The sequence below is a fragment of the Stenotrophomonas sp. Ste86 genome (assembly GCF_024519465.1).
Lineage (GTDB): Bacteria > Pseudomonadota > Gammaproteobacteria > Xanthomonadales > Xanthomonadaceae > Stenotrophomonas.
Genome location: NZ_JALJRW010000005.1, coordinates 46,493 through 67,308, shown reverse-complemented (window position 1 = coordinate 67,308; position 20,816 = coordinate 46,493). Strand labels below are relative to the sequence as shown.

Sequence of the window (20,816 nt, the reverse complement as noted above, 5' to 3'; positions counted from 1 at the left end):
CGCCATGGCATTGATCGGGGAAGAGCAGCCGAGCATGGCTCGGCTCTACCCTGGGTGGGTCGCCGGGGCGTGGGATCCGTGGGTTACGGGGGCGTGGGATCCGTGGGTCGCGGGGGCGTGGGGTTCGGTAGTGCCGAGCCATGCTCGGCAGAAACGCTCCTCTTCCGTCAGACGCCCTGGCATTGCTCGAAGATGAGCAGCCGAGCATGGCTCGGCTCTACCGCGCGGTGGTGGCCGGTGCGTTTTCCACCCACTGTTTGAACACCGTGTCGATCTGCGCGTCTTTGACCTTCTTGCCGTCCTGGATGTCCTGCGCCTGGGTGAACAGCGGCATGATCATCGCCATCCCGTCCAGCGTGGTCTTCAGGTGCACGCCCGGGGCCTGGCCGAGGAAACCGTCCCAACGCTGGCGCACCTTGGCCCAGTAGCCCGACGTTGCCGCCCAGTAGTCGTAGGCGGGCTTGAAATCGACCTCGGTGGTTTTGTTGTAGTCATTGAAACCGAACTCGCGCGCGATCTCCTGCTGGCTGCCGTCGGCGCCGCGCAGGATCTTGGTGTTGAACTGTTCGTGGGTCCAGCCATTGGGCGTCAACGTGTGCCGGTTGACCACGGCCAGCGCGTTGTAGTCGCTGCGGCGGGTGTACTCGCGGCGCGGCAGCGGACGCCAGCTGAGGTCGCTGGTCCAGGTTGCCACGTTGTTGCGGTAGTCCCACTTGCCTGTGCCGCAGTAACGCGGCGCATCACTGACTTCGTACACGCACTGCGTCCATGCACCGGCGTTGACCGCCGCCGGAATGGCGCGTACCTGCCAGGTCTGGTCGGCACTGAACTCGAAACGGTTCGGTGCTTCGTACACCCAATCCTGCCGCCAGTGCTTGGTGACGTGGCCGCTCTTGGGGTCTACCAGCAGGTGCTGCAGCACGACCCGCTTCGGCGTGTCCTCGACCACGATCACCACCTCGTTGCCGCCGCTGCGAACGGCCGGCGCGCGCTCGTAGCCCGGCTTGAGCAGCACGGTTTCATCGAAGGCGAAGTCGACCACGTATTCGCCCTTCATCGCCACAATGCTGTCGTGGTCGCGCTGCACATCGGAGGGCTGGGCGTGGACGACGCCGCTGCTGGCAAGCAGCAGCCACGCACTGGCTGTCTGGAGTTTCATCTCAAGGTTTCCTTCAGGAGGTGGCAAGACGTTCGGCCATCGGTGGCCGGAGGCGGTCCTTCTTCGTTCGGTTACAGCCGGACCAGGGGCATGGCGCTGCCGTGCTCGCGCAGCGGTGGCACGCGCGCTGCCGAGGCGCAGCAACACGCGTCGATCCACAGCTCGCCATCGGCGCCTTCCACGTGGGCGATGCGCCGCGCGGCGGTGGCGCCCAGCGACGACAGCGAGGCCAGGCTGGCCGACAGGCCCTGGCCGTCGCCGACGTGCAGGCGCAAGGCGCACATCCGCCACGGCTCGCCGCCCAGGCGCGTGGCCAGGCGACGCCACAGGCGCTCGGCAACGCCGCCGTCATTGACCGGCTCCGGTCGCGCCGGGAACGCCGATACCAATCGATCCCAGGCCAGGAAGTCGCTGTCCGGCAGCAGGTACAGGCGCCAGCAGCAGCGGCCGCGCGCGTCGGCGAAGCACAGGCTCTCGCGGATGCCCTCGCTGTCCATGCCCTGGCAGGCGTGCGCGGACACCGCGTGCTTCCAGCCACCCAGCTCGCTGCTGTCCGGGCGGTACAGGCACAGGACGGTGCCCAGCGACGCCAGCTGTCGCGCGGTGGGAAGGCGGCCGGGATGCAGCGCCCGGTCGGTCGATCGCATGGCGGACAGGGCGCGGCTCATAGGGCTACCAGCTCACGGAGAGATTGGCCGACACGGTGCGGCCGGGGTTGGTGAAACGGTCGATCACGGTGCTGTTGGTGGCCAGCGCCGAGGTGATCGCCGAATAGTCGATGTAGCGGCGGTCGCCGAGGTTGAACACGCCCACGTTGAGTTTGGCCCCGGGGGCGAACGCCCAGTGCGTCATCAGGTCGAGGACGCCGTAACCGGCCGGCGCGAAGGGCGGACTGGTGCCGGTGGGCGGCGGCAGGCGGTCCTTGCGCTTGGCGAAGGTGCCGGCCAGTTCCACGCCCCAGGTATCGCGGTCAAAGGCGATGCCGACGGTGCCACGCAGCGGATCGATCGATTCCAGCGGCACGTCTTCGGTCTTGTTCTGGCCGCGTGACCACGCCACCGCGCTGTTCAACGACCAGCCTTCCAGCGCGCTGGTGAGCTTGCCAATGTCGACGCCGGCCTTCAGCTCGGCACCGTAGATCTCCGCATCGGCCACGTTCTGCGACTGGAACACGATCAAGCCCTGGCGGTTGACGCCCACCTGGCGCTGGGACTCGATGAAGTCCTTGTAGTCGTTGTAGTAGCCGCTGACGCTGACGTATGCCGCCGTATTGACGAAGCGCACGCCCAGTTCAAGGCCATCGCTGGTTTCCGGCTTCAGGTCCGGGTTGGGGATGGCGGTGTAGCCGAACATCACATTGGTGAATCCCAGGTTGACGTCGTTGTACGGCGGCGATCGGAACCCGTGTGCGTAGCCGGCAAACAGCGACCACTGGTCAGCCAAGCGCCACACCATGCCCAGCTTCGGCGACACGCTGGTCTTGGTCAGGTCGGACACGGCCACGCCGGGATTGTCGGTGCCGAAGATGCCGTCCACGTCCGGGCGCAGTTCGTAGTGGTCCACGCGCACGCCCGGTACCAGTGAGACGCGGCCGTCGGCGAAACGCATTTCATCCTGCACGTACAGGCCCAGCTCGGTGGTTGTGCTGATCGGGAAATCGCGGACCGGGAAGGTGTCAGGCAGGATCGTCCTGCTGACCGTGCCGTTGGCCGATACCTGGTAGCCGTCGCGCTTCTGCTGGGTGTCGGTCCAGGTGCCTTCGAAGCCGTAGGTCAGGTCGTGCTCGACCGTGCCGGTCTGCAGGCCCTTGTGCAACACCGCCTGCAGGCCGTACACGCGCTGGTCGAAATTGAACGTGCGATCGCGCAGGCTGGCGTTCGCACCGCGGCCACGATTCTCGATCGTGCGCTGGGTGGTCTCGCTGTCCTGGCGATAGACCTGCCAGGACAGGTCGTCGGCGAAGGCCTGGCCGAGGTTGTCCATTTCATGGGCGAACGACACGCGGGCGCGGGTCTGGTGGTCGTGCGCCTTCATCGCGGTGGTGGTGGTGGCCGACGGCGGCGCGGCCGTGGCCGGGGCGACGGACGACAGCACGTTGGTGTCCACGCTGTCTTCGTTCCCTTCCACGGTCAGCGTGAAGCGCTGGTCCTCGCTGGGCGCGAACACCAGCTTGCCGAGCAGGCTGCGGCCATCGCGGTCCTGCGGGTTGGCGGCGGTGCGGGTGCTGTTGTCGCTGCGCACGTCGCCCTTGCTGTCGGTTTCCTGGCCCTGGCGATGGTTGACGTTGACCATGCCGCTCCAGCGGTCGCCGCCGAAGGCGGTGGTGACCCCGCCGTACAAGCCCTTCCACTGGCCGTCGTAGCCGAACTTCAGGCCGACGTAACTGTCCTTGCCGTCCTTGAGGTAATCGGCCGGGTCCTTGGTGACGAAAGCGACCACGCCGCCGAGCGCGTCAGAGCCATACAGCGCGCTGGCCGGACCGCGCACGATCTCGACCCGCTTGAGCGTTTCCAGATCGGTGAAGTTGCGGTTGGCATCGGAGAAGCTGCCGATGGCGAACGCCTTGGGCAGGGCGATGCCGTCGGTCTGGATCAGCACGCGGTTGCCGTCCAGGCCGCGGATGCGGAAACCGCCCAGCCCGAAGCGTGCCGGGCTGCTGGTCACCGAAATACCTGGCTCGTAGCGCACCAGATCCTTGATGTCGCGGACCAGGTGGTCGTCGAGCTGCTCGCGGTCGATCACATCGACCGTGGCGGCCACATCGCTCAGCGCACGCTCGGTGCGCGTGGCGGTGACCTGCACACGGTCGAACTCACGCGCGTCGGGCGCGCCATCGGCAGCGGCGGATGCAGCGGCATTGGCGGCCATCGGCAACGCCAGCCACAGGGCGGCGCTCAGGGCATTGGGGCGGATCTTCATGGATGGGCGGGAATCGGCTGGACGCGGAAGGAGACCCCCGACCGACGCCGGCGACCGAGGCCGCAGGCGAAACGTCGAGGGGGAGAGAGCGGTGGGCAACGGCAGGCCCGGGGGGAGGAGCGGGCCTGCCTGGACAAGCACCGGAAGCGCAGGCGGCCGGTGGGGCAGCCAACAGCCGGAGCAGCGGCCGGCCAGCGACGGGCGCTACTTGGTCAGAATGAGCTTGTCGTTGCTGGTATGGCGAAGGCGATAGAAGCGGTCGCCGTGCTGGATCAGGATTTCGCGGCGGCCCTTGAGCAGGGCTTCGCTGTCGATCACTTCTTCGGGCGGGACCACGCGGACCGGACGGTCGCGGAGGGTCAGCGTTTCGGGGCGCAGCAGCACAGCAGCTTGAGTGTTCATCGTCTGGACTCGTGCGAGGGACGATTTAAATGATAATGATTCTCAGTTGACAATCAACAACCATTCTCAACTTCATTGATGGAATTGATGATTGATTGGCTAATTTCGATTGACGCTATCAATCACAAAGATACAAGTAACGCACCCGCCGCCCGGTAGAGCCGAGCCATGCTCGGCTGCATTCCTGGTAGATCCCGCAGCCCGGCAGCTTCCCGGGGGGCCCAGCCGAGCATGGCTCGGCTCTACGCCTCCCTCGCCGCGCCTACGCGCCGGCAACGCGCGTCACTCCCCCATCGCGCGGGCCCAGCCGAGCACGGCTCGGCTCTACCTTGTCCCCCGCGCCGCGTGTACGCGCCGCTCAGGCAAAAATCGCGTCGATTTGCTGCCACGTCGCGTCATCGACCTGCTCAAGAACGGCCAGCGCCCCCAGGTTCTCTTCCAGCTGCCCCACCCGGCTGGCGCCGAGGATCACACTGGAGACGTTGGGGTTGCGCAGGCACCAGGCGATGGCCAGCTGCGCCGGCGACAGGCCCAGGCTGGCGGCCAGCGCGGTGTAGCGTCGCACCCGGTCCAGGCGGCTGCCGGCAGCATCGCCGAGCACCTGCTCCTTGAGCCAGGCCAGCTGGCCCTGGCCCAGCCGCGACTGCGCGTCCACGCCGTCGTTGTACTTGCCGGTCAGCAGGCCCGAGGCCAGCGGCGACCAGATCGTGGTGCCCAGCCCCGGGTCGGCGTACAGCGGCACATATTCCTGCTCCACGCGCTCGCGGTGCAGCAGGTTGTACTGCGGCTGCTCCATCGAGGGCAGGTGCAGGTGGTGGGCACGGGCGATGGCCACCGCTTCCTGGATCTGTGCGACCGACCATTCCGAGGTGCCCCAGTACAGCACCTTGCCCTGGCGGATCAGGGTGTCCATCGCCAGCACGGTCTCGGCGATGGGGGTGTCCGGATCCGGGCGGTGGCAGTAGTACAGGTCCAGGTAATCCACCCGCAGGCGCTTGAGCGCGGCATGGCAGGCGTCGGTGACGTGCTTGCGCGACAACCCGTGCTGGGTCGGCCCCGGGTTATCGACCGCCCCGAAGAACACCTTGCTGGACACGCAGAAACCGTCGCGCGGCAGGCGCAGGTCGGCGATCACATCGCCCATTACCTGCTCGGCGCGGCCGCGGGCGTAGCCCTCGGCATTGTCGAAGAAGTTGATTCCGTGGTCCCAGGCGCTGGCGATCAGGTTGCGGGCCTCATCGCGGCCGATCTGGTCGCCAAAGGTGACCCAGGCCCCGAAGGACAGGGCCGACACCTTCAGGCCGGTGGAACCAAGACGCCGGTATTGCATGGAATTCTCCTCTGCTGCAGGCCCGCATCCGGGCCGGAACGATGGCCCTCAGTGTAGCCGCCGGGGCGTCCAAACCCTTGTGGATACTTGCCCGATCACGGCCGATCGGCCCGTGGACGCCGCTTTTCCTTGCTCCGCCCCTGCCACCGCTATAGGCTTCCCGTTTTTCGCCGCACCCCCAAGGGAAGTCTCATGGTCGAAGGTTTGGGCAGGATTGGCTTCGGCCTGTTCGGGTTGGTAGTGCTTATCGGCATCGCCTGGCTGTTCTCGAACAACAAGCGCGCCGTTGACTGGCGTCTGGTGGTGACCGGTATCACGCTGCAGATCGCCTTTGCGGCGGTGGTGCTGCTGGTGCCCGGTGGCCGCGACGTGTTCGATGCGCTGGGCAAGGGCTTCGTCAAGATCCTCAGCTTCGTCAATGAAGGCTCCGGCTTCATCTTCGGCAGCCTGATGAACACCGAACAGTTCGGTTTCATCTTCGCCTTCCAGGTGCTGCCGACGATCATCTTCTTCTCGGCCCTGATGGGGGTGATGTACCACCTCAATGTCATGCAGGCGATCGTGCGCGGCATGGCCTGGGCGATCACCAAGATCATGCGCGTATCCGGTGCGGAAACCACCAGCGTCTGCGCCAGCGTCTTCATCGGCCAGACCGAGGCGCCGCTGACGGTGCGTCCGTACATCGCCAAGATGACCCAGTCCGAACTGATCACGATGATGATCGGCGGCATGGCGCACATCGCCGGTGGCGTGCTGGCCGCCTACGTGGGCATGCTCGGCGGCAACGATCCGGTGCAGCAGGCCTTCTACGCCAAGCATCTGCTGGCTGCCAGCATCATGGCCGCCCCGGCGACCCTGGTGGTAGCCAAGCTGCTGGTGCCCGAAACCGGCACGCCGCTGACCCGTGGCACGGTCAAGATGGACGTGGAGAAGACCTCCAGCAACATCATCGACGCGGCGGCGGCCGGTGCCGGTGACGGCCTCAAGCTGGCGCTGAACATCGGTGCGATGCTGCTGGCCTTCATCGCCCTGATCGCCCTGCTCAACGCGCCACTGACCTGGCTGGGTGAAATCAGCGGCCTGCAGGCCATGATCGGTCGCCCGACCGACCTGTCGACCATCTTCGGCTACGTGCTTGCCCCGATCGCCTGGGTGATCGGTACGCCGTGGGCCGATGCCACCACGGTGGGTTCGCTGATCGGCCAGAAGGTGGTCATCAACGAATTCGTGGCGTACTCGGAGCTGTCCAAAATCGTGAACGGCCAGGTGCCGGGCGTGAGCCTGTCTTCCGAGGGTCGCCTGATCGCCACCTACGCGCTGTGCGGTTTTGCCAACTTCAGCTCCATCGCGATCCAGATCGGTGGTATTGGTGGCCTGGCCCCGGAGCGTCGCCACGATCTGGCCAAGTTCGGCCTGCGTGCGGTGCTCGGCGGTACCATTGCCACCTTCATGACGGCGACCATCGCCGGCGTGCTGACGCATTTCAGCTGATATCCGCTTCCTGAGAAACAGTCTTTATGAGTAACACTGTCGTCGTTGTCGGTTCTTTCAATGTGGACCATGTCTGGCGTTGCGAATCGCTCCCGGCCCCGGGCGCGACCATCGCCGGGCGCTACAGCACCGGTCCCGGCGGCAAGGGCTTCAACCAGGCCGTGGCGGCACGCCGCGCGGGCGCGTCGACCACCTTCCTGTGCGCCTTGGGCGATGACGCCGGCGGCGCGATGGCGCGTGGCCTGGCCGAGCAGGACGGCTTCGACCTGACCGCCGAGGCCAGCAGCGAGCCGACCGGCACCGGCGGCATCTATGTGGACGCGCGCGGCCGCAATACCATCGTGATCGGCCCCGGCGCCAACGCCGCGCTGAGCCTGGACTTCGTGCAGGCCCAGCGCGCGCTGCTGGGCGGTGCCAAGGTGGTGCTGGCGCAGTTGGAATCGCCGGTGGAAACCATTGAGGCGGCGCTGGCCATCGCCCGCGAGGCCGGTGTCACCACCGTGCTCAACGCGGCCCCGGCCGACGCTCCGTCCAGCATCGGCCTGCTCAAGCTGGCCGACGTGCTGACCCCCAATGAAACCGAGTTCGCCGCCCTGCTCGGCCGCCACGTCGGCGAGCGCGTGGATGCCAACGATGTGGCCGCCCTCGACGGCGCCAGCCTGCATGCGCTGTGCCGCAAGCTGGTCGGCAATGGCACGGTGGTGGTGACGCTGGGCTCGGTGGGCGTGTTCGTCTCCCACGCAGAAGAAAACCAGCGTGGCGATGCCCAGCCGTATTACCGCGTCGGCGCCGAACAGGTGCAGGTGCTCGATACCACCGGTGCCGGCGATGCCTTCAACGGTGCCCTGTGCGCGTCCATCGCGCAGGACCCGGACGCGGCCTTCATCCGCCACGTGCGCTTTGCCAACCAGTTCGCCGGTCGCTCCACCGAGAAGGAAGGCGCCGCCGTGGCGATGCCGCACTTCACCCCCAAGGACGCTGCAACGGCCTGACCGGCTCGCGCTGCGCGGTAACGATCAAGCCGGCGCCCAGCGCCGGCTTTTTCATGTGTGGTCTGGCATCGCCGGCCACCGGCGCTGCGGCCGGAAACTGCCAGCGGATGGCCGCCACCGGCATTGCCCCGGTGCCGCCGCCGCTCGACCATGGGTGCCCCGCTCACGGACGACGCACGACATGATCCAGACCCCTGCCTGGACGCTGCTGGCCGCCGCCGGCACCGTCTATGCCTGGGCCACCCTGTAATGCCGGCCCGGCAACCCACCACCATCGCCGCGCGCTGGGGGCGGGGGAAGCAATCGTCAAGCATATGCTCGTGACTTGAGCGCATCAGTCCCTTCCGGATCGGCCTGAACACGCCTTCGGATCTCCGGCATTTGCCCGGTTGCCGGCCAGCGGCCGGCACTACAATGCGCACATGCAGATTGGTCCCTACAACATCCAGCCCAACGTGGTGCTGGCGCCGATGGCCGGTGTCACCGACAAGCCGTTCCGCCTGCTGTGCAAACGGCTGGGCGCGGGCCTGGCTGCCTCGGAGATGACCATTTCCGACCCGCGCTTCTGGAACACCCGCAAGTCGATCCACCGCATGGACCATGCCGGTGAGCCGGACCCGATCAGCGTGCAGATCGCCGGCACCGAACCACAGCAACTGGCCGAGGCGGCGCGCTACAACGTCGACCATGGCGCGCAGATCATCGACATCAACATGGGGTGCCCGGCCAAGAAGGTCTGCAATGCCTGGGCTGGCTCGGCACTGATGCGTGATGAAGACCTGGTCGCGCGCATCCTTGCCGCCGTGGTGCAGGCGGTGGATGTGCCGGTCACGCTGAAGATCCGTACCGGCTGGGACTGCGACCATCGCAACGGCCCGCGCATCGCGCATATCGCCGAAGACAGCGGCATCGCCGCGCTGGCCGTGCACGGGCGCACCCGCGACCAGCATTACACCGGCAGCGCCGAGTACGAGACCATCGGCGCGATCAAGGCCGCGCTGCGCATCCCGGTGATCGCCAACGGCGACATCGACTCGCCGCAGAAGGCCGCGCACGTGTTGGCAGCGACCGGGGTGGATGCGGTGATGATCGGCCGCGCCGCGCAGGGCCGCCCGTGGATCTTCCGCGAGGTGGCGCACTACCTGGCCACCGGCGAACTGCTCGCCCCGCCCTCGCTCATCGAGGTGCGCGACCTGCTGCTCGGCCACCTGCAGGCGCTGCACGACTTCTACGGCGAACCCCAGGGCGTGCGCATCGCGCGCAAGCACCTGGGCTGGTACGCCAAGGACCGACCGGAAAACGCCGCCTTCCGTGCGGTGGTCAACCGCGCCGACGATCCCGCCAGCCAGATCGCCCTCACCACCGATTACTTCAACGCCCTCGCCGCCGGCGTTCCGTTGTCCTCCGCCGCCTGAGCCTGCCCCCATGACCCCGCCGATCGCCGCCCCGACCTATCTGCACGGCTTTTCCAGCACCGAGCAGCAACGCCTGATGACCCAGGCCCGCCTGTTCGAATCGAGCATCTTCAGCGGCATCGACTACAGCGGCGCGCAGCGCCTGCTGGAGGTGGGCAGCGGCGTCGGCGCGCAGACCGAGATCCTGCTGCGCCGCTTCCCCGAACTGCACGTCACCGGCGTGGACCTGAGCGAGTCGCAGCTGGCCACCGCCCGCGGCAACCTGGAAAAAACGCCCTGGTGCAGCGAGCGCTACACCCTGCTGCAGGCCGACGCCGGCAACCTGCCGTTCGGTGCGCGCGAGTTCGATTCGGCGTTCCTGTGCTGGGTGCTGGAACACGTGCCGTCACCGGCGCGCGTGCTCAGCGAGGTACGCCGCGTGCTGGCCCCGGGCTCGCCCGTGTACATCACCGAGGTGATGAACGCCTCCTTCCTGCTCGACCCGTATTCGCCGCACATCTGGCGCTACTGGATGGCCTTCAACGATTTCCAGTACGACCACGGTGGCGATCCGTTCGTCGGCGCCAAGCTCGGCAATCTGCTGCTGGCCGGTGGCTTCCGCGACGTGCATACCGAGATCAAGACCATCCACCTGGACAACCGCGAGCCGGCCCGGCGCAAGACCATGATCGCGTTCTGGGAACAGCTGCTGCTCTCCGCTGCCGATGCACTGCTGGACGCGGGCCTGGTCGACCAGGACACCGTGGCGGGCATGCGTCGCGAGTTCAGCCTGGTGCAGAACGATCCGAACGCGGTGTTCTTCTTCTCGTTCGTGCAGGCACGTGCCACGGTGTATTGAGTCCCGCCCCCGATCAGCAGTTGATCGGGCCGGGTATGGCACCTGCGTTGCTGCGCAGCGCGAGGAGATCAGTCAGCGCGCCGTCTCCGGCATGGCGTCCGCGCTGGCCGGATCGACGGCGCCGGGTGCGGTCCAGATGCGTTGCCACAGGCCGGCGAACCGGCGTTTGAGCTGTGCCTTGCCCTCCTCGCTTTCATAGACGGGGCGCAACTGCCTGACAGGGATCGCCGACCAGCCGTCACCGTCTGCACGAGCCACGGCAAAGGTGAAGGTGTAATCGGGCTCCAGTCCCATGCGCAGGTCGCTCACCTGCAGCTGGCCATCGACCACCCGGGCACGCATGAAGCCGCGATTGAACCAGTTCAACCGTGCCACGGCCGGAAGGCCGGCAACCTCGGCCTGGCGCAGCGCCTGCACGTTGGAGGGATAGCCCTTGAAGGTCATGGGACCCCGATCGGCCACCAGCGAACGCTCGCCGATCACATAGCCGCTGGGGGTCATGGCCACCACCTGCCACAACAGCGTATTGAACGGCGTGGCCGCCGAAAAGCGCGGCGCATCGCCTAGGCCCATCGCGGTCAGTGCGCGATCGGCCTCGCGTTCGACGGTGTACTTGGCCAGCAGCGACCCGCCCAGGTAGCCACTGCTCAGGACCAGCCCGGCGACCAGCGCCTTCTGTGCGATCGGGCGGCTGCGCGCGAACCACGCCACCGCGCAGCCGATCAACAGCCACACGGTATACAGCGGATCGATGATGAACACGCTGGACCACATCGTCGGATGCGGGGTGAACGGCCACCACAGCTGGGTGCCGTAGACGGTGAACGCATCCAGCAGGGGGTGGGTGACCAAGGCCAGCAGGATCGCCCAGAACCAGCGTCCGGGCGCCTGCGCGACCCGACCATGGCCGAAGCGTTTGAACAGCCACCAGATCAGCGCGGCCACCCACGGCAGCACCAGCAGCGAGTGACTGTAGCTGCGGTGTTCGGTCATCAGCGCCACCGGGTCGGCGGTGGTGAAGCCGAGCAGCAGGGCATCCAGGTCGGGCAGCGTGCCGAGCGCGGCACCGGCCAGCAGGGCAGCGCGGCGGTGCCCGGCGGGGGCGATGACGGCGCCGACCGCGCCGCCCAATACGATCTGGGTAAAGGAGTCCATCGGCCGATGCTAGCAGCCGGGCCGACCCATGCGGCGCGGTCAGGCCACCTCGGGCAGCCGCGTTGCAGCGGGCAGCTGCGCCAGCGTATGACCGGTATGGTCCAGCAGCCGCAGGCTGCCGTCGGGGTCCTCGGCCAGCGCAGTGAGGCTTTCCACCCAGTCGCCGTCGTTGGCGTAAACCAACCCGTCGCGCTCGACCAGCGCCGCACGATGGATATGCCCGCAGACAATGCCATCCAGTCCGCGGCGGCGCACATCGTCCAGCCCGGCCTGCACGAAGCGCTCGATGTACCGCTCGGCCGCGCTGCTGCGCTTCTTGAGGAATTCGGACAACGACCAGTAGCGCCACCCGAGCCGTCGGCGCACGGCATTGAGCAGGTGGTTGCCAGTGAGAATGCGGTAATAGAGCCAGTCGCCGAATTGCTCCTGCAGGCCACCAAAGTGGGTGACGCCGTCGTAGTCGTCACCGTGGGCCACCAACAGCCGGCGGCCATCGGCGGTGACGTGGATGGCACGTCGGCGCACCTGCATGGCCGGCAGCATCAAGCCGCAGACCTTGCGCAGCGATGCATCATGGTTGCCGGGGATGTAGATGATTTCGGTCCCCGCAGCGCGCAGCGCGTGCAGCGCCTGGATCACCTCGCCGTGGGCCGGTCGCCAGGCAGCTCGGCGATGCGCCATCCACCACAGGTCGATGATGTCGCCTACCAGGTACAGGCGCGCGCAGCGCAGGCCGGCCAGGAACCGCGCCAGCTCGGCGGCATGGCAGTGCCGCGACCCCAGGTGGACATCGGAGAGGAATACCGCGCGGCGATGGGGCGCCAGCCGCGTCACCGCGCTCCTGCCGACGTTCGCGTCGCACTGCGTCTGCTGCTGCATGGCGTGCTCCCCCAGGCCCGGCGGCCGGATGCGCCGAAGCCTGCGCCTGTCCCACTGCAGGCCGATGGCGGTTTGACGACAGCGGGATGACCGGCCCTGCTGTCGCGCAGCGCTGCCGCGGCGAGGGTCCACTGTCACGCAGGTGGAACACTGGGCGGTGACGCTGGACCCCAATACCGTCACAACGGGCCCTGCGACGGGCACACGGGCTTAACCTGGGACAACCTGTGCTGACGCACAATGCAACGGCGCGGGTTGCCGTGTATCATTCGCGCCCATCTTTCCATCCGAATCAAAGGATATTACGCCTGATGTCCAGCTACCTGTTCACCTCCGAATCGGTCTCCGAAGGCCATCCGGACAAGATTGCCGACCAGATCTCCGATGCGGTGCTGGACGCGATCCTGTCCCAGGACCCGCGGGGCCGCGTGGCCTGCGAGACCATGGTCAAGACCGGCGTGGCGATCGTGGCCGGTGAAATCACCACCAGCGCCTGGATCGACCTGGAAGCCTTGACCCGCAAGGTGATCCTGGACATCGGCTATGACAGCTCCGACGTCGGCTTCGACGGCGCGACCTGCGGCGTGCTGAACCTGATCGGCAAGCAGTCCCCGCACATCGCCCAGGGCGTTGACCGCAAGAAGCCCGAAGAAATGGGCGCTGGCGACCAGGGCCTGATGTTCGGCTACGCCACCAACGAGACCGACAGCTACATGCCGGCCGCGATCCATCTGGCGCACCGCCTGGTCGAGCAGCAGGCCAAGGTCCGCAAGAAGAAGAACTCGCCGCTGTCCTGGCTGCGCCCGGATGCCAAGAGCCAGGTCACCCTGCGCTATGAAAACGGCGTGGTCTCGGCCATCGACGCGGTGGTGCTGTCCACCCAGCACGCCCCGGGCGTGAAGCAGAAGGACCTGATCGAGGCCGTCCGCGAAGAGATCATCAAGCCGGTGCTGCCGGCCAAGTGGCTGCACAAGGGCACCAAGTTCCACATCAACCCGACCGGCAAGTTCGAGATCGGTGGCCCGGTGGGCGACTGCGGCCTGACCGGCCGCAAGATCATCGTCGACACCTACGGCGGCTGGGCCCGTCACGGTGGCGGCGCGTTCTCGGGCAAGGATCCGTCCAAGGTCGACCGTTCGGCCGCTTACGCTGCCCGCTACGTCGCCAAGAACGTCGTGGCCGCCGGCCTGGCCGACCGCTGCGAAGTGCAGGTCTCCTACGCCATCGGCGTGGCCGAGCCGACCTCGATCTCGGTCACCACCTTCGGCACCGGCAAGATCAGCGATGACAAGATCGAAAAGCTGATCCGCAAGCATTTCGACCTGCGCCCGTACGGCATCATCAAGATGCTGGACCTGATCCACCCGATGTACCAGCAGACCGCCGCCTACGGTCACTTCGGCCGCAAGCCGAAGGACTTCAGCTACCTCAACGCTGCCGGCGAAACCGTCAACGCGACCGCCTTCTCCTGGGAGAAGACCGACCGCGCCGCCGCTCTGCGTGCAGATGCGAAGTTGAAATAATCAATCGGTAGAGCCGACCGTTGGTCGGCTGCCTTTGATCGAAATAAACGACGGGCCGCGAAAGCGGCCCGTCGTCGTTTGGGCGGCAAAAACGTAGGCGCATGGCGATGCGTTCATCAGCCCGGCGCATCCATGCCATCGCGGCGCGGCCGCGAAAGCGGCCCGTCGTCGTTTGGGCACCCCGCCCAGCCGACCAACGGTCGGCTCTACCGGGCGGGCAACCGGCGCTACACTGCCGCCATGCCCGAATTCAAATCCAACCAGCTGTCCATGACCGTGCTGATGTCGCCGGAGATGGCCAATTTCTCCGGCAAGGTCCACGGGGGCGCGGTGCTGCGCCTGCTGGACCAGGTCGCCTATGCCTGCGCCAGCCGTTATGCCGGGCGCTACGTGGTCACCCTGTCGGTGGACCAGGTGATGTTCCGCCAGCCGATCGCGGTCGGCGAGCTGGTCACCTTCCTGGCCTCGGTCAATTACACCGGTACGTCCTCGATGGAAATCGGGGTCAAGGTGGTCGCCGAGGACATCCTCAAGCGCAGCGTGCGCCATGCCAACAGCTGCTTTTTCACCATGGTGGCGGTGGACGAGGACGGCAAGCCCACGCCCGTGCCGCCGCTGCAGCTGGAAACCAGCGACGAACGCCGCCGGCACGCGGCCGCATTGATCCGCCGCCAGCTGCGCGAGGAAATGGAGCAGCGCCACCTGGAGCTGCTGGCCTCCAACCCGCCGTCCCCGGAGTAACCCGGTTGTGCCGTCCCTTGGCCGGCGCTGCACGATGCTGGAATCACTTGGGCAATCCATGGCACACGCGCATTGCAACATCGTGCGCTTATCCAGCGATGGAGGAAGCCGGCCAACGGCCGGCACTACCGGTGACCGACCACAGACCCAAGCTGGGAATCACCCGGTGTTCTGTACCCCCTGCGATACGCCGTTGACGCACGCCACCAGCGCGCGCAGCACGTCGTCATCTTCGCCCCCGCTCTCGCGCCAGCGCCGCAACAGGTCCACCTGCAGCACGCTGATCGGATCGATGTAGGGATTGCGCAGCCGGATCGAGAGCGCCAGCCGCTGGTCGTGCTGCAGCAGTTCGTCCTGCCCGGTCAGCGCCAGGATCTGCGTGGCGGTCAGGTCCAGCTCGCGCTGGATCTGCGGGAAGAACGTGTCATGCAGCCCGCCCGACAAGCGCGAGAACTGCTCGGCGATGGTGAGATCGCCCTTGCACAAGACCATCGCGATGTCGTCCAGGAAGGTGCTGAAGAACGGCCAGTCGCGCGCCATCTCCTTCAGCGTCGCGGCGTGCCCGGCCTCGATCGCGGCCTGCAGTCCACTGCCCACGCCGTACCAGCCGGGGATCACCGCGCGCGCCTGGCTCCAGGCGAACACCCACGGAATGGCACGCAGGTTGGACAACGCCGCATCTTCGCCCAGTCGGCGCGAGGGGCGCGAGCCCAGCGTCATCCGCTCGATCACATCGATCGGGGTGGCGTGGCGGAAGTACTGCATGAAGTCTTTCTGCCCGACGAAGGCGCGGTACGCATCCGCACTCTTCTGTGCGATCAGATCCATCACCGGGCGCCACTGTTCCTCGCGCGGCTCCGGTGCGCGCGGGCGCAGGCTGGAGCGCAGCACCGCACCGGTGGACTGCTCCAGCGAGCGCAGCGCCAGCGCGCGGATGCCGTACTTGCGGTGGATCACTTCGCCCTGCTCGGTCACGCGCAGGCGTCCGTCGATGCTGCCGCGCGGCGAGGCGTCCACCGCGTGGGTGGTCTTGCCACCGCCGCGGCTGATCGACCCGCCACGGCCATGGAAGAAGGTCAGGCGGATACCGCTCTCGGCCGCCACCTCGAGCAGTTCCACCTGCGCCCGCTGCAGGCCCCAGCGCGAGGCGGCGATGCCGCCATCCTTGCCGCTGTCCGAATAACCCAGCATCACCATCTGCACATCGCCGCGTGCGGTCAGGTGCGCCCGGTACACGGGGTCGGCAAGCAGGTCGCGCAGGGTATCGGTGCCGCGGCCGAGATCGTCCACCGTTTCAAACAGCGGGGCGATATCCAGCGGCACCGCGCCGCCGTCATCCACCAGCCCGCCGCGACGCGCCAGTGCAAGCACGGCGAGCACGTCGCTGCGATCGTGCGCCATCGAGATGATGTAGCTGCCCAACGCGTCGGCACCGTGGCGGCGGCGTGCGTCGGCCAGTGCGGCGAACACCGCATCCAGACGCTGCCCGCCCGCTTCGCTGCTGGCCGGCAGGGCCTGCTCGCCGCTGGCGAACGGGGCAAGGCGCGCCGCGCGGGTGACCGCATCGGCGGCGTCCCAGGCGTCCTGTCCGTCGAGCACGCTGGCCAGCGCGCGGCCATGCACGCTGGACTCCTGGCGCACGTCCAGCCGCGCCAGGTGGAAACCGAAGGTACGTACCCGCCACAGCAGGCGGCGCACCGCGAAGCCACCGGCATGGTCGCCCTTGTTGGCATGCAGGCTGGCCAGGATCAGCTCGATGTCCTGCTCGAGTTCCTCCGGGCAGGCGTAGGCGCCGTCGGCATCGTCGAGGGTGGCCTGCACGCGCGCGCGCATGCGGTCGTTGAGCAGGCGGTACGGCATGTCGGCATGCCGCGGGCGCGACCTCACCTGCGGCAGCAGCTGTTCGTAATGCGCGACACGCGCCTGCAATGCATCGCTGACTGCGATCCGCTCGGTGGACTGGCTGAGCAGGCTGGCCAACTGCAGCAGGTCCTTCTGGTAGCGGCCCAGTACGGCCTGGCGCTGCGCATCGAGCGTGTTGCGGATGGTGCCGGCATCCACGTTCGGGTTGCCGTCCATGTCCCCGCCCACCCACGTGCCGAAGCGCAGCAGCCGTGGCAGCGGCAGGTCCTGCCCGTAGGTATCCAGCAGGGCCTGCTGCAGCGATTCGTACAACACCGGAATCACCCGGTACAGCACCTGCACCAGGTAGAAGCCGACGTGCTCGCGTTCGTCATCCACCGTCGGCCGTACCGGCGAGGAATCGGTGGTCTGCCAGGAGGCAGTGAGGGCCATGCGGAAGCGTGCGGCATCGGCGGCCGCTTCACCGGGCGTGCGCTGGCCGTCGAGGTTGTCGACCAGGCTGGCCACCATCAGCTGCTCTTTTTCCAGCAACGCGCGGCGTACCGCCTCGGTGGGGTGTGCGGTGAACACCGGCTCGATGTCGATGCGCGGCAACCACTGCGCCAGCTCCTCCAGCGTGACGCCCTGCGCCTTGAGCTTGACCAGCGCGTCCTGCAAGCCATCCGGCTGCGGTGCGGCGGTACCGGCGCGCTGGTAGTCACGGCGGCGGCGGATGCGATGCACGCGCTCGGCGATGTTGACCACCTGGAAATAGGTGCTGAAGGCACGCACCATCGCTTCGGCGCGCGCCGGCGGCAGGCCGGTGAGCGCATCGTTGAGATCGGACAAGGGGGCGTCGCTTTCGCGGCGGGCGATGGCGCGCGTACGCACCTGTTCCACATCATCGAAGAACTGCGTGGACACCTGCTCGGCAAGCAGGTCGCCGACGAGTGCGCCAAGTCGGCGTACGTCGTCGCGCAGGGGAATATCGGGAGTGGCAAACACGATGCTGCTACGGTACTCGTTCATCTGCGACGCACTGGCCTCGGGAACGGAATCCACTCAAGCCTAACCCACAACGGAGTCAATGCTGCGTCGCGCAAATAGTTACATCTGGTAGTGCCGGCCGCTGGCCGGCTCCATGCAGATCTGACAGGCGCCCGTACATTGCCGGCCGCTGGCCGGCTCCACGTGATGTCCAGCATCGCAGGGAGCCGGCCAGCGGCCGGCACGATCGCGGGAAGCGGGCCGGTGGGCGGAAGGTGCCGATCATTTCTGGTACCGGCCAACGGCCGGTACCTATCGGTTTTCTTTCAGCGCTGCTTCTTGATCGGCTTGCCCGGACCGACGGTCTGTTCCAGCCAGCGCTCGCTCTCGGCCAGCATGGTCATGATCGATTCGCGTGCGCGGTAGGCGTGCGATTCGTTGGGCAGCATCACCAGCCGCGCGGTCCCGCCCAGGCCCTTGACCGCGGCGAACATGCGCTCGCTCTGGATCGGGAAGGTGCCGGAGTTGTTGTCGTCCACGCCGTGGATGAAGAGGATCGAGTCCTTGATCTTGTCGGCGTAGTTGAACGGCGCCATCTTCTGGTAGACGTCCTGCGCCTGCCAGTAATTGCGTTCCTCGGCCTGGAAACCGAACGGGGTGAGCGTGCGGTTGTAGGCGCCGCTGCGGGCAATGCCCGCCTTGAACAGGCGGGTATGCGCGAGCAGGTTGGCGGTCATGAACGCACCGTAGGAATGGCCGCCGATGGCGATGTGCTCGCGGTCGGTCACGCCCCGCCGCACCACTTCATCCACCGCCGCCTCGGCGTTGGCGATCAGCTGCGGCAGGTAGGTGTCGTTGGGCTCCTTGTCGCCTTCGCCGATGATCGGCATCGACGGGCTGACCAGCACCGCATAGCCCTTGGCCAGGAACGCCTGCGGGCCCCAGTAACTGATCGCGTTGAAGCGGTACGGCGAATCGGTGACCTGGCTGGCCGCGGCAGCGGTCTTGAACTCGCCCGGGTAGGCCCACATCAGCAGCGGCAGCGGGCCGTCCTTCTTCGCGTTGTAGCCCGGCGGCAGCATCAGCGTGGCGGTCAGGTCGACGCCGTCGTTGCGCTTGTAGCGGATCTGCTCCTTGCTCACCCCACGCAGCTGCGGCAGCGGGTGTTCGAAGCGGGTCAGCGCCCTCGGCGCGGTGTTGGCATCGGCCAGCGACTGCACGTAGAAGTTGGACGGCTCGTCGGGCGACTCGCGGGTCAGCAGCAGGGACGTGCCTTCCTGGTCGAGCAGCGCCTGCGGCACCGCGTAGCCCGGGGCCTGCGAGTGGAACAGGCGCGTGGTCTGCTTGCTGGTGAGGTCGAGGCGATCCACGAACGGACGGTCGCCTTCGGGCGAGGCACCCTGCCCATACAGGAAGATGCTGCGGCCATCGGCGGTGATCTGCAGGCGCGAGCGACCGTTGACGTCGCGCACCATGCCCGGCTTGCCCGGATCGCTGTAGCGGTCCTGCGAGGAGCGCGAGGACAGCAGCTCCGGCGCAACGTCGGGCTGGTCCGGGGCGATCCGCCACTGCTTCACTTCGCGGTTCTTCCACCACGATTCGTTGAGCAGGGCCAGGTCGCCACGCCCCCACTGGATGCCGGCGTAGCGGCTGCCCAGCTGGGCCAGGGTCACCGGCGGTGTCTCGAACGGCGCCGACTGCATCATCACCGCATCGCGCACCTTGGCCTCGCGGTTGGGGTCTCCGCCGTCCTGCGCTTCGGCCCAGACCAGCGTCGCCGGGGCGTCGGCGCGCCAGCCGATGTCGCGCACGCCGGTGGGCACCGCGTCGTTGCCGGTCGGCAGGCCTTCCACCAGCGGCAGCGTGCTGACCGTGTGCTCAAGCTTGCCATCGGCGGCGGACAGCACTTCGATACGGCGCGGGAAGTCGTCGGCCGGCACCAGGTAGGAATACGGACGCAGCACGCGCTCGGCCAGCAGATGGCGGCCATCGGGCGACACGCTCACGTCCAGGTAGACGCCGGCGGTGGACAGCGGCGTGGCCACCCCGTTGAGGGCGATCCGCGCCGGCTGCGCGCTGGCGTAATAATCGAACAGGCGCGCATCGGCTTCGTTCTTGAGCAGGTCCTGGTAGGTGCGGATCGAGCGGACCCCGGCATCGGCCCCGGTCTGCTGGATCGCCGGACCGGCTGGGATGCCCCCGGCCGCTGGCGCCGGGCCCTGGCCCTTGAGCTGCTGCATCACCAGCAGCCCGCGGCTGTCGGGCAGCCAGCTGTAGCCATCGCCGAGGACGGTGTTCAGATCGGCCACCAGCCTGCGCGCGGCGCCGGCGGCGACATCGACGATCCACAGTTCGTTGGCTCCGCTGGCCGCATGCACCTGGTTGAAGGCCAGGTACTGCTGGTCCGGCGACCACGCCAGCGTGGCGATCGACAACGGCTGCGGCAGGCCGGTGATCTGGCGCTCCTTGCCATCGGCCACGTTCATCAACCACAGCTTGTTGCCGAAGCTGAAACGGCTGAAGGCGTGGGTGGCCGGGTTGATGCGCAGCCCGGCCAGCTTCAGCTCCGGCTGGGCCACCTCGGCGATGGACGGCAGCGAGGGGGTCTGCAGCATCGCGGCGATATCGCGGCGTGGCGACAGGCTCAGGGTCGGTGCACGCGGGGCATCGACCACCGCCTGCAGCGCGGCCGAGGGCAGTTCGTAGCCCTGCTCGCCCTTGGCCGCGACCACCTGCGAGGCGGAGGTCTTGCCAGCCGGTGCCGCCAGTGCCAGCGGCGCAACCGCCAACAGCGCCATGCCCACGAGCAGGCTGCCCCAGCGCGCGCGGCGCCGACGATCATTGCGTGTCATCTTCGATCCCTATGCTGATGCAAACCCCGGACCTTAACAGCCGGGCGCAGATCGCCCCCCTGCCGTTGGTTGGGGGCGGCTGCCGATTCATGCCAATGCAGCGGGCCGCGATATACTGGGCGGCCCTCCACCGAGGGGCGCTGCGACCGTTCCGGACCCTGTCCGGCCGGCCAGGCTCGGTGGCCAGGATTGTTCCAACGGCGCCCGGCGATTGCGAGTTGTGCTGTCATGCGGGTGTCTGGTTGCCGACATCTCGCTTGACGAGCATGGCTCGTCACTACCGGAGCTTAC

General features: G+C 67.5%; 15 protein-coding genes and 1 riboswitch. Of the genes, 6 read left to right on the top strand and 9 right to left on the bottom strand.

The genetic code is table 11. From position 1 onward, the window contains the following. Positions 1-217: 217 nt before the first annotated feature. The 5 genes from NR101_RS06890 to NR101_RS06870 all read right to left on the bottom strand — a co-directional run bounded on the left by NR101_RS06890 (position 218) and on the right by NR101_RS06870 (position 5,810). Positions 218-1,159, bottom strand: a complete 942-nt coding sequence (locus NR101_RS06890) for a DUF6607 family protein (protein ID WP_256774938.1) — start codon at positions 1,157-1,159, stop codon at positions 218-220. Between the two features lie 71 nt (positions 1,160-1,230). Beyond that, positions 1,231-1,827: a Hemin transport protein gene (locus NR101_RS06885; protein WP_256774937.1), complete on the bottom strand. Its 597-nt coding sequence runs from the start codon at positions 1,825-1,827 to the stop codon at positions 1,231-1,233. Positions 1,828-1,831: 4 nt separating this feature from the next. Then, positions 1,832-4,039, bottom strand: coding sequence for a TonB-dependent hemoglobin/transferrin/lactoferrin family receptor (locus NR101_RS06880; RefSeq protein ID WP_256775024.1), 2,208 nt, complete (start codon positions 4,037-4,039; stop codon positions 1,832-1,834). 243 nt (positions 4,040-4,282) lie between these two features. Further along, a complete protein-coding gene (locus NR101_RS06875; RefSeq protein WP_019182448.1) occupies positions 4,283-4,480 on the bottom strand; it encodes a hemin uptake protein HemP in 198 nt (65 codons plus the stop codon). Positions 4,481-4,838: 358 nt separating this feature from the next. Continuing rightward, positions 4,839-5,810, bottom strand: coding sequence for an aldo/keto reductase (locus NR101_RS06870; RefSeq protein WP_256774936.1), 972 nt, complete (start codon positions 5,808-5,810; stop codon positions 4,839-4,841). Positions 5,811-6,002: 192 nt separating this feature from the next. Here NR101_RS06870 and NR101_RS06865 point away from each other — a divergent pair, with 192 nt between their 5' ends. The 4 genes from NR101_RS06865 (at position 6,003) to NR101_RS06850 (ending at position 10,546) form a co-directional block, all read left to right on the top strand. Next, on the top strand, positions 6,003-7,301 hold the full coding sequence (locus tag NR101_RS06865) for a nucleoside transporter C-terminal domain-containing protein (RefSeq protein WP_256774935.1): 1,299 nt from the start codon (positions 6,003-6,005) through the stop codon (positions 7,299-7,301). A gap of 26 nt (positions 7,302-7,327) precedes the next feature. Next, entirely contained in the window at positions 7,328-8,293 is a 966-nt protein-coding gene (locus tag NR101_RS06860; RefSeq protein WP_256774934.1) for a ribokinase, read from the top strand. Positions 8,294-8,715: 422 nt separating this feature from the next. After that, positions 8,716-9,708 carry a tRNA dihydrouridine synthase DusB gene (gene dusB, locus NR101_RS06855; RefSeq protein WP_256774933.1) on the top strand — a complete coding sequence of 331 codons (993 nt, stop codon included), beginning with the start codon at positions 8,716-8,718 and terminating at the stop codon, positions 9,706-9,708. 10 nt (positions 9,709-9,718) lie between these two features. Continuing rightward, positions 9,719-10,546, top strand: coding sequence for a class I SAM-dependent methyltransferase (locus NR101_RS06850; RefSeq protein ID WP_256774932.1), 828 nt, complete (start codon positions 9,719-9,721; stop codon positions 10,544-10,546). A 72-nt stretch (positions 10,547-10,618) separates the two neighbouring features. Here the strand turns inward: NR101_RS06850 and NR101_RS06845 are convergent, their stop codons facing one another. Together NR101_RS06845 and NR101_RS06840 are read right to left on the bottom strand one after the other, a co-directional pair. After that, a complete protein-coding gene (locus NR101_RS06845; protein WP_256774931.1) occupies positions 10,619-11,701 on the bottom strand; it encodes a metal-dependent hydrolase in 1,083 nt (360 codons plus the stop codon). Between the two features lie 39 nt (positions 11,702-11,740). Then, complete coding sequence (locus NR101_RS06840; protein WP_256774930.1) at positions 11,741-12,580, bottom strand: UDP-2,3-diacylglucosamine diphosphatase; 840 nt, start codon at positions 12,578-12,580, stop codon at positions 11,741-11,743. A gap of 311 nt (positions 12,581-12,891) precedes the next feature. Here NR101_RS06840 and metK point away from each other — a divergent pair, with 311 nt between their 5' ends. Further along, a complete protein-coding gene (metK, locus tag NR101_RS06835) occupies positions 12,892-14,103 on the top strand; it encodes a methionine adenosyltransferase (protein WP_256774929.1) in 1,212 nt (403 codons plus the stop codon). A 240-nt stretch (positions 14,104-14,343) separates the two neighbouring features. Continuing rightward, positions 14,344-14,844 carry an acyl-CoA thioesterase gene (locus NR101_RS06830; protein WP_256774928.1) on the top strand — a complete coding sequence of 167 codons (501 nt, stop codon included), beginning with the start codon at positions 14,344-14,346 and terminating at the stop codon, positions 14,842-14,844. A 159-nt stretch (positions 14,845-15,003) separates the two neighbouring features. On the opposite strand, the gene ppc is transcribed toward NR101_RS06830, so the two are convergent. Continuing rightward, positions 15,004-17,715 carry a phosphoenolpyruvate carboxylase gene (gene ppc, locus NR101_RS06825; protein WP_256775023.1) on the bottom strand — a complete coding sequence of 904 codons (2,712 nt, stop codon included), beginning with the start codon at positions 17,713-17,715 and terminating at the stop codon, positions 15,004-15,006. A 284-nt stretch (positions 17,716-17,999) separates the two neighbouring features. Further along, positions 18,000-20,525 carry a prolyl oligopeptidase family serine peptidase gene (locus NR101_RS06820; RefSeq protein ID WP_256774927.1) on the bottom strand — a complete coding sequence of 842 codons (2,526 nt, stop codon included), beginning with the start codon at positions 20,523-20,525 and terminating at the stop codon, positions 18,000-18,002. A 126-nt stretch (positions 20,526-20,651) separates the two neighbouring features. Continuing rightward, a riboswitch (S-adenosyl-L-homocysteine riboswitch) is annotated at positions 20,652-20,738 on the top strand. The last annotated feature ends 78 nt before the right edge of the window (positions 20,739-20,816 follow it).

Bases quoted from the DNA above. Each gene is read 5' to 3' on its own strand.
- NR101_RS06865 (WP_256774935.1), top strand. From the start codon at position 6,003: ATGGTCGAAGGTTTGGGCAGGATTGGCTTCGGCCTGTTCGGGTTGGTA.
- NR101_RS06885 (WP_256774937.1), bottom strand. From the start codon at position 1,827: ATGAGCCGCGCCCTGTCCGCCATGCGATCGACCGACCGGGCGCTGCAT.
- ppc (WP_256775023.1), bottom strand. From the start codon at position 17,715: ATGAACGAGTACCGTAGCAGCATCGTGTTTGCCACTCCCGATATTCCC.
- NR101_RS06875 (WP_019182448.1), bottom strand. From the start codon at position 4,480: ATGAACACTCAAGCTGCTGTGCTGCTGCGCCCCGAAACGCTGACCCTC.
- NR101_RS06870 (WP_256774936.1), bottom strand. From the start codon at position 5,810: ATGCAATACCGGCGTCTTGGTTCCACCGGCCTGAAGGTGTCGGCCCTG.
- NR101_RS06860 (WP_256774934.1), top strand. From the start codon at position 7,328: ATGAGTAACACTGTCGTCGTTGTCGGTTCTTTCAATGTGGACCATGTC.
- dusB (WP_256774933.1), top strand. From the start codon at position 8,716: ATGCAGATTGGTCCCTACAACATCCAGCCCAACGTGGTGCTGGCGCCG.
- NR101_RS06890 (WP_256774938.1), bottom strand. From the start codon at position 1,159: ATGAAACTCCAGACAGCCAGTGCGTGGCTGCTGCTTGCCAGCAGCGGC.
- NR101_RS06820 (WP_256774927.1), bottom strand. From the start codon at position 20,525: ATGACACGCAATGATCGTCGGCGCCGCGCGCGCTGGGGCAGCCTGCTC.
- NR101_RS06830 (WP_256774928.1), top strand. From the start codon at position 14,344: ATGCCCGAATTCAAATCCAACCAGCTGTCCATGACCGTGCTGATGTCG.
- NR101_RS06840 (WP_256774930.1), bottom strand. From the start codon at position 12,580: ATGCAGCAGCAGACGCAGTGCGACGCGAACGTCGGCAGGAGCGCGGTG.
- metK (WP_256774929.1), top strand. From the start codon at position 12,892: ATGTCCAGCTACCTGTTCACCTCCGAATCGGTCTCCGAAGGCCATCCG.
- NR101_RS06850 (WP_256774932.1), top strand. From the start codon at position 9,719: ATGACCCCGCCGATCGCCGCCCCGACCTATCTGCACGGCTTTTCCAGC.
- NR101_RS06845 (WP_256774931.1), bottom strand. From the start codon at position 11,701: ATGGACTCCTTTACCCAGATCGTATTGGGCGGCGCGGTCGGCGCCGTC.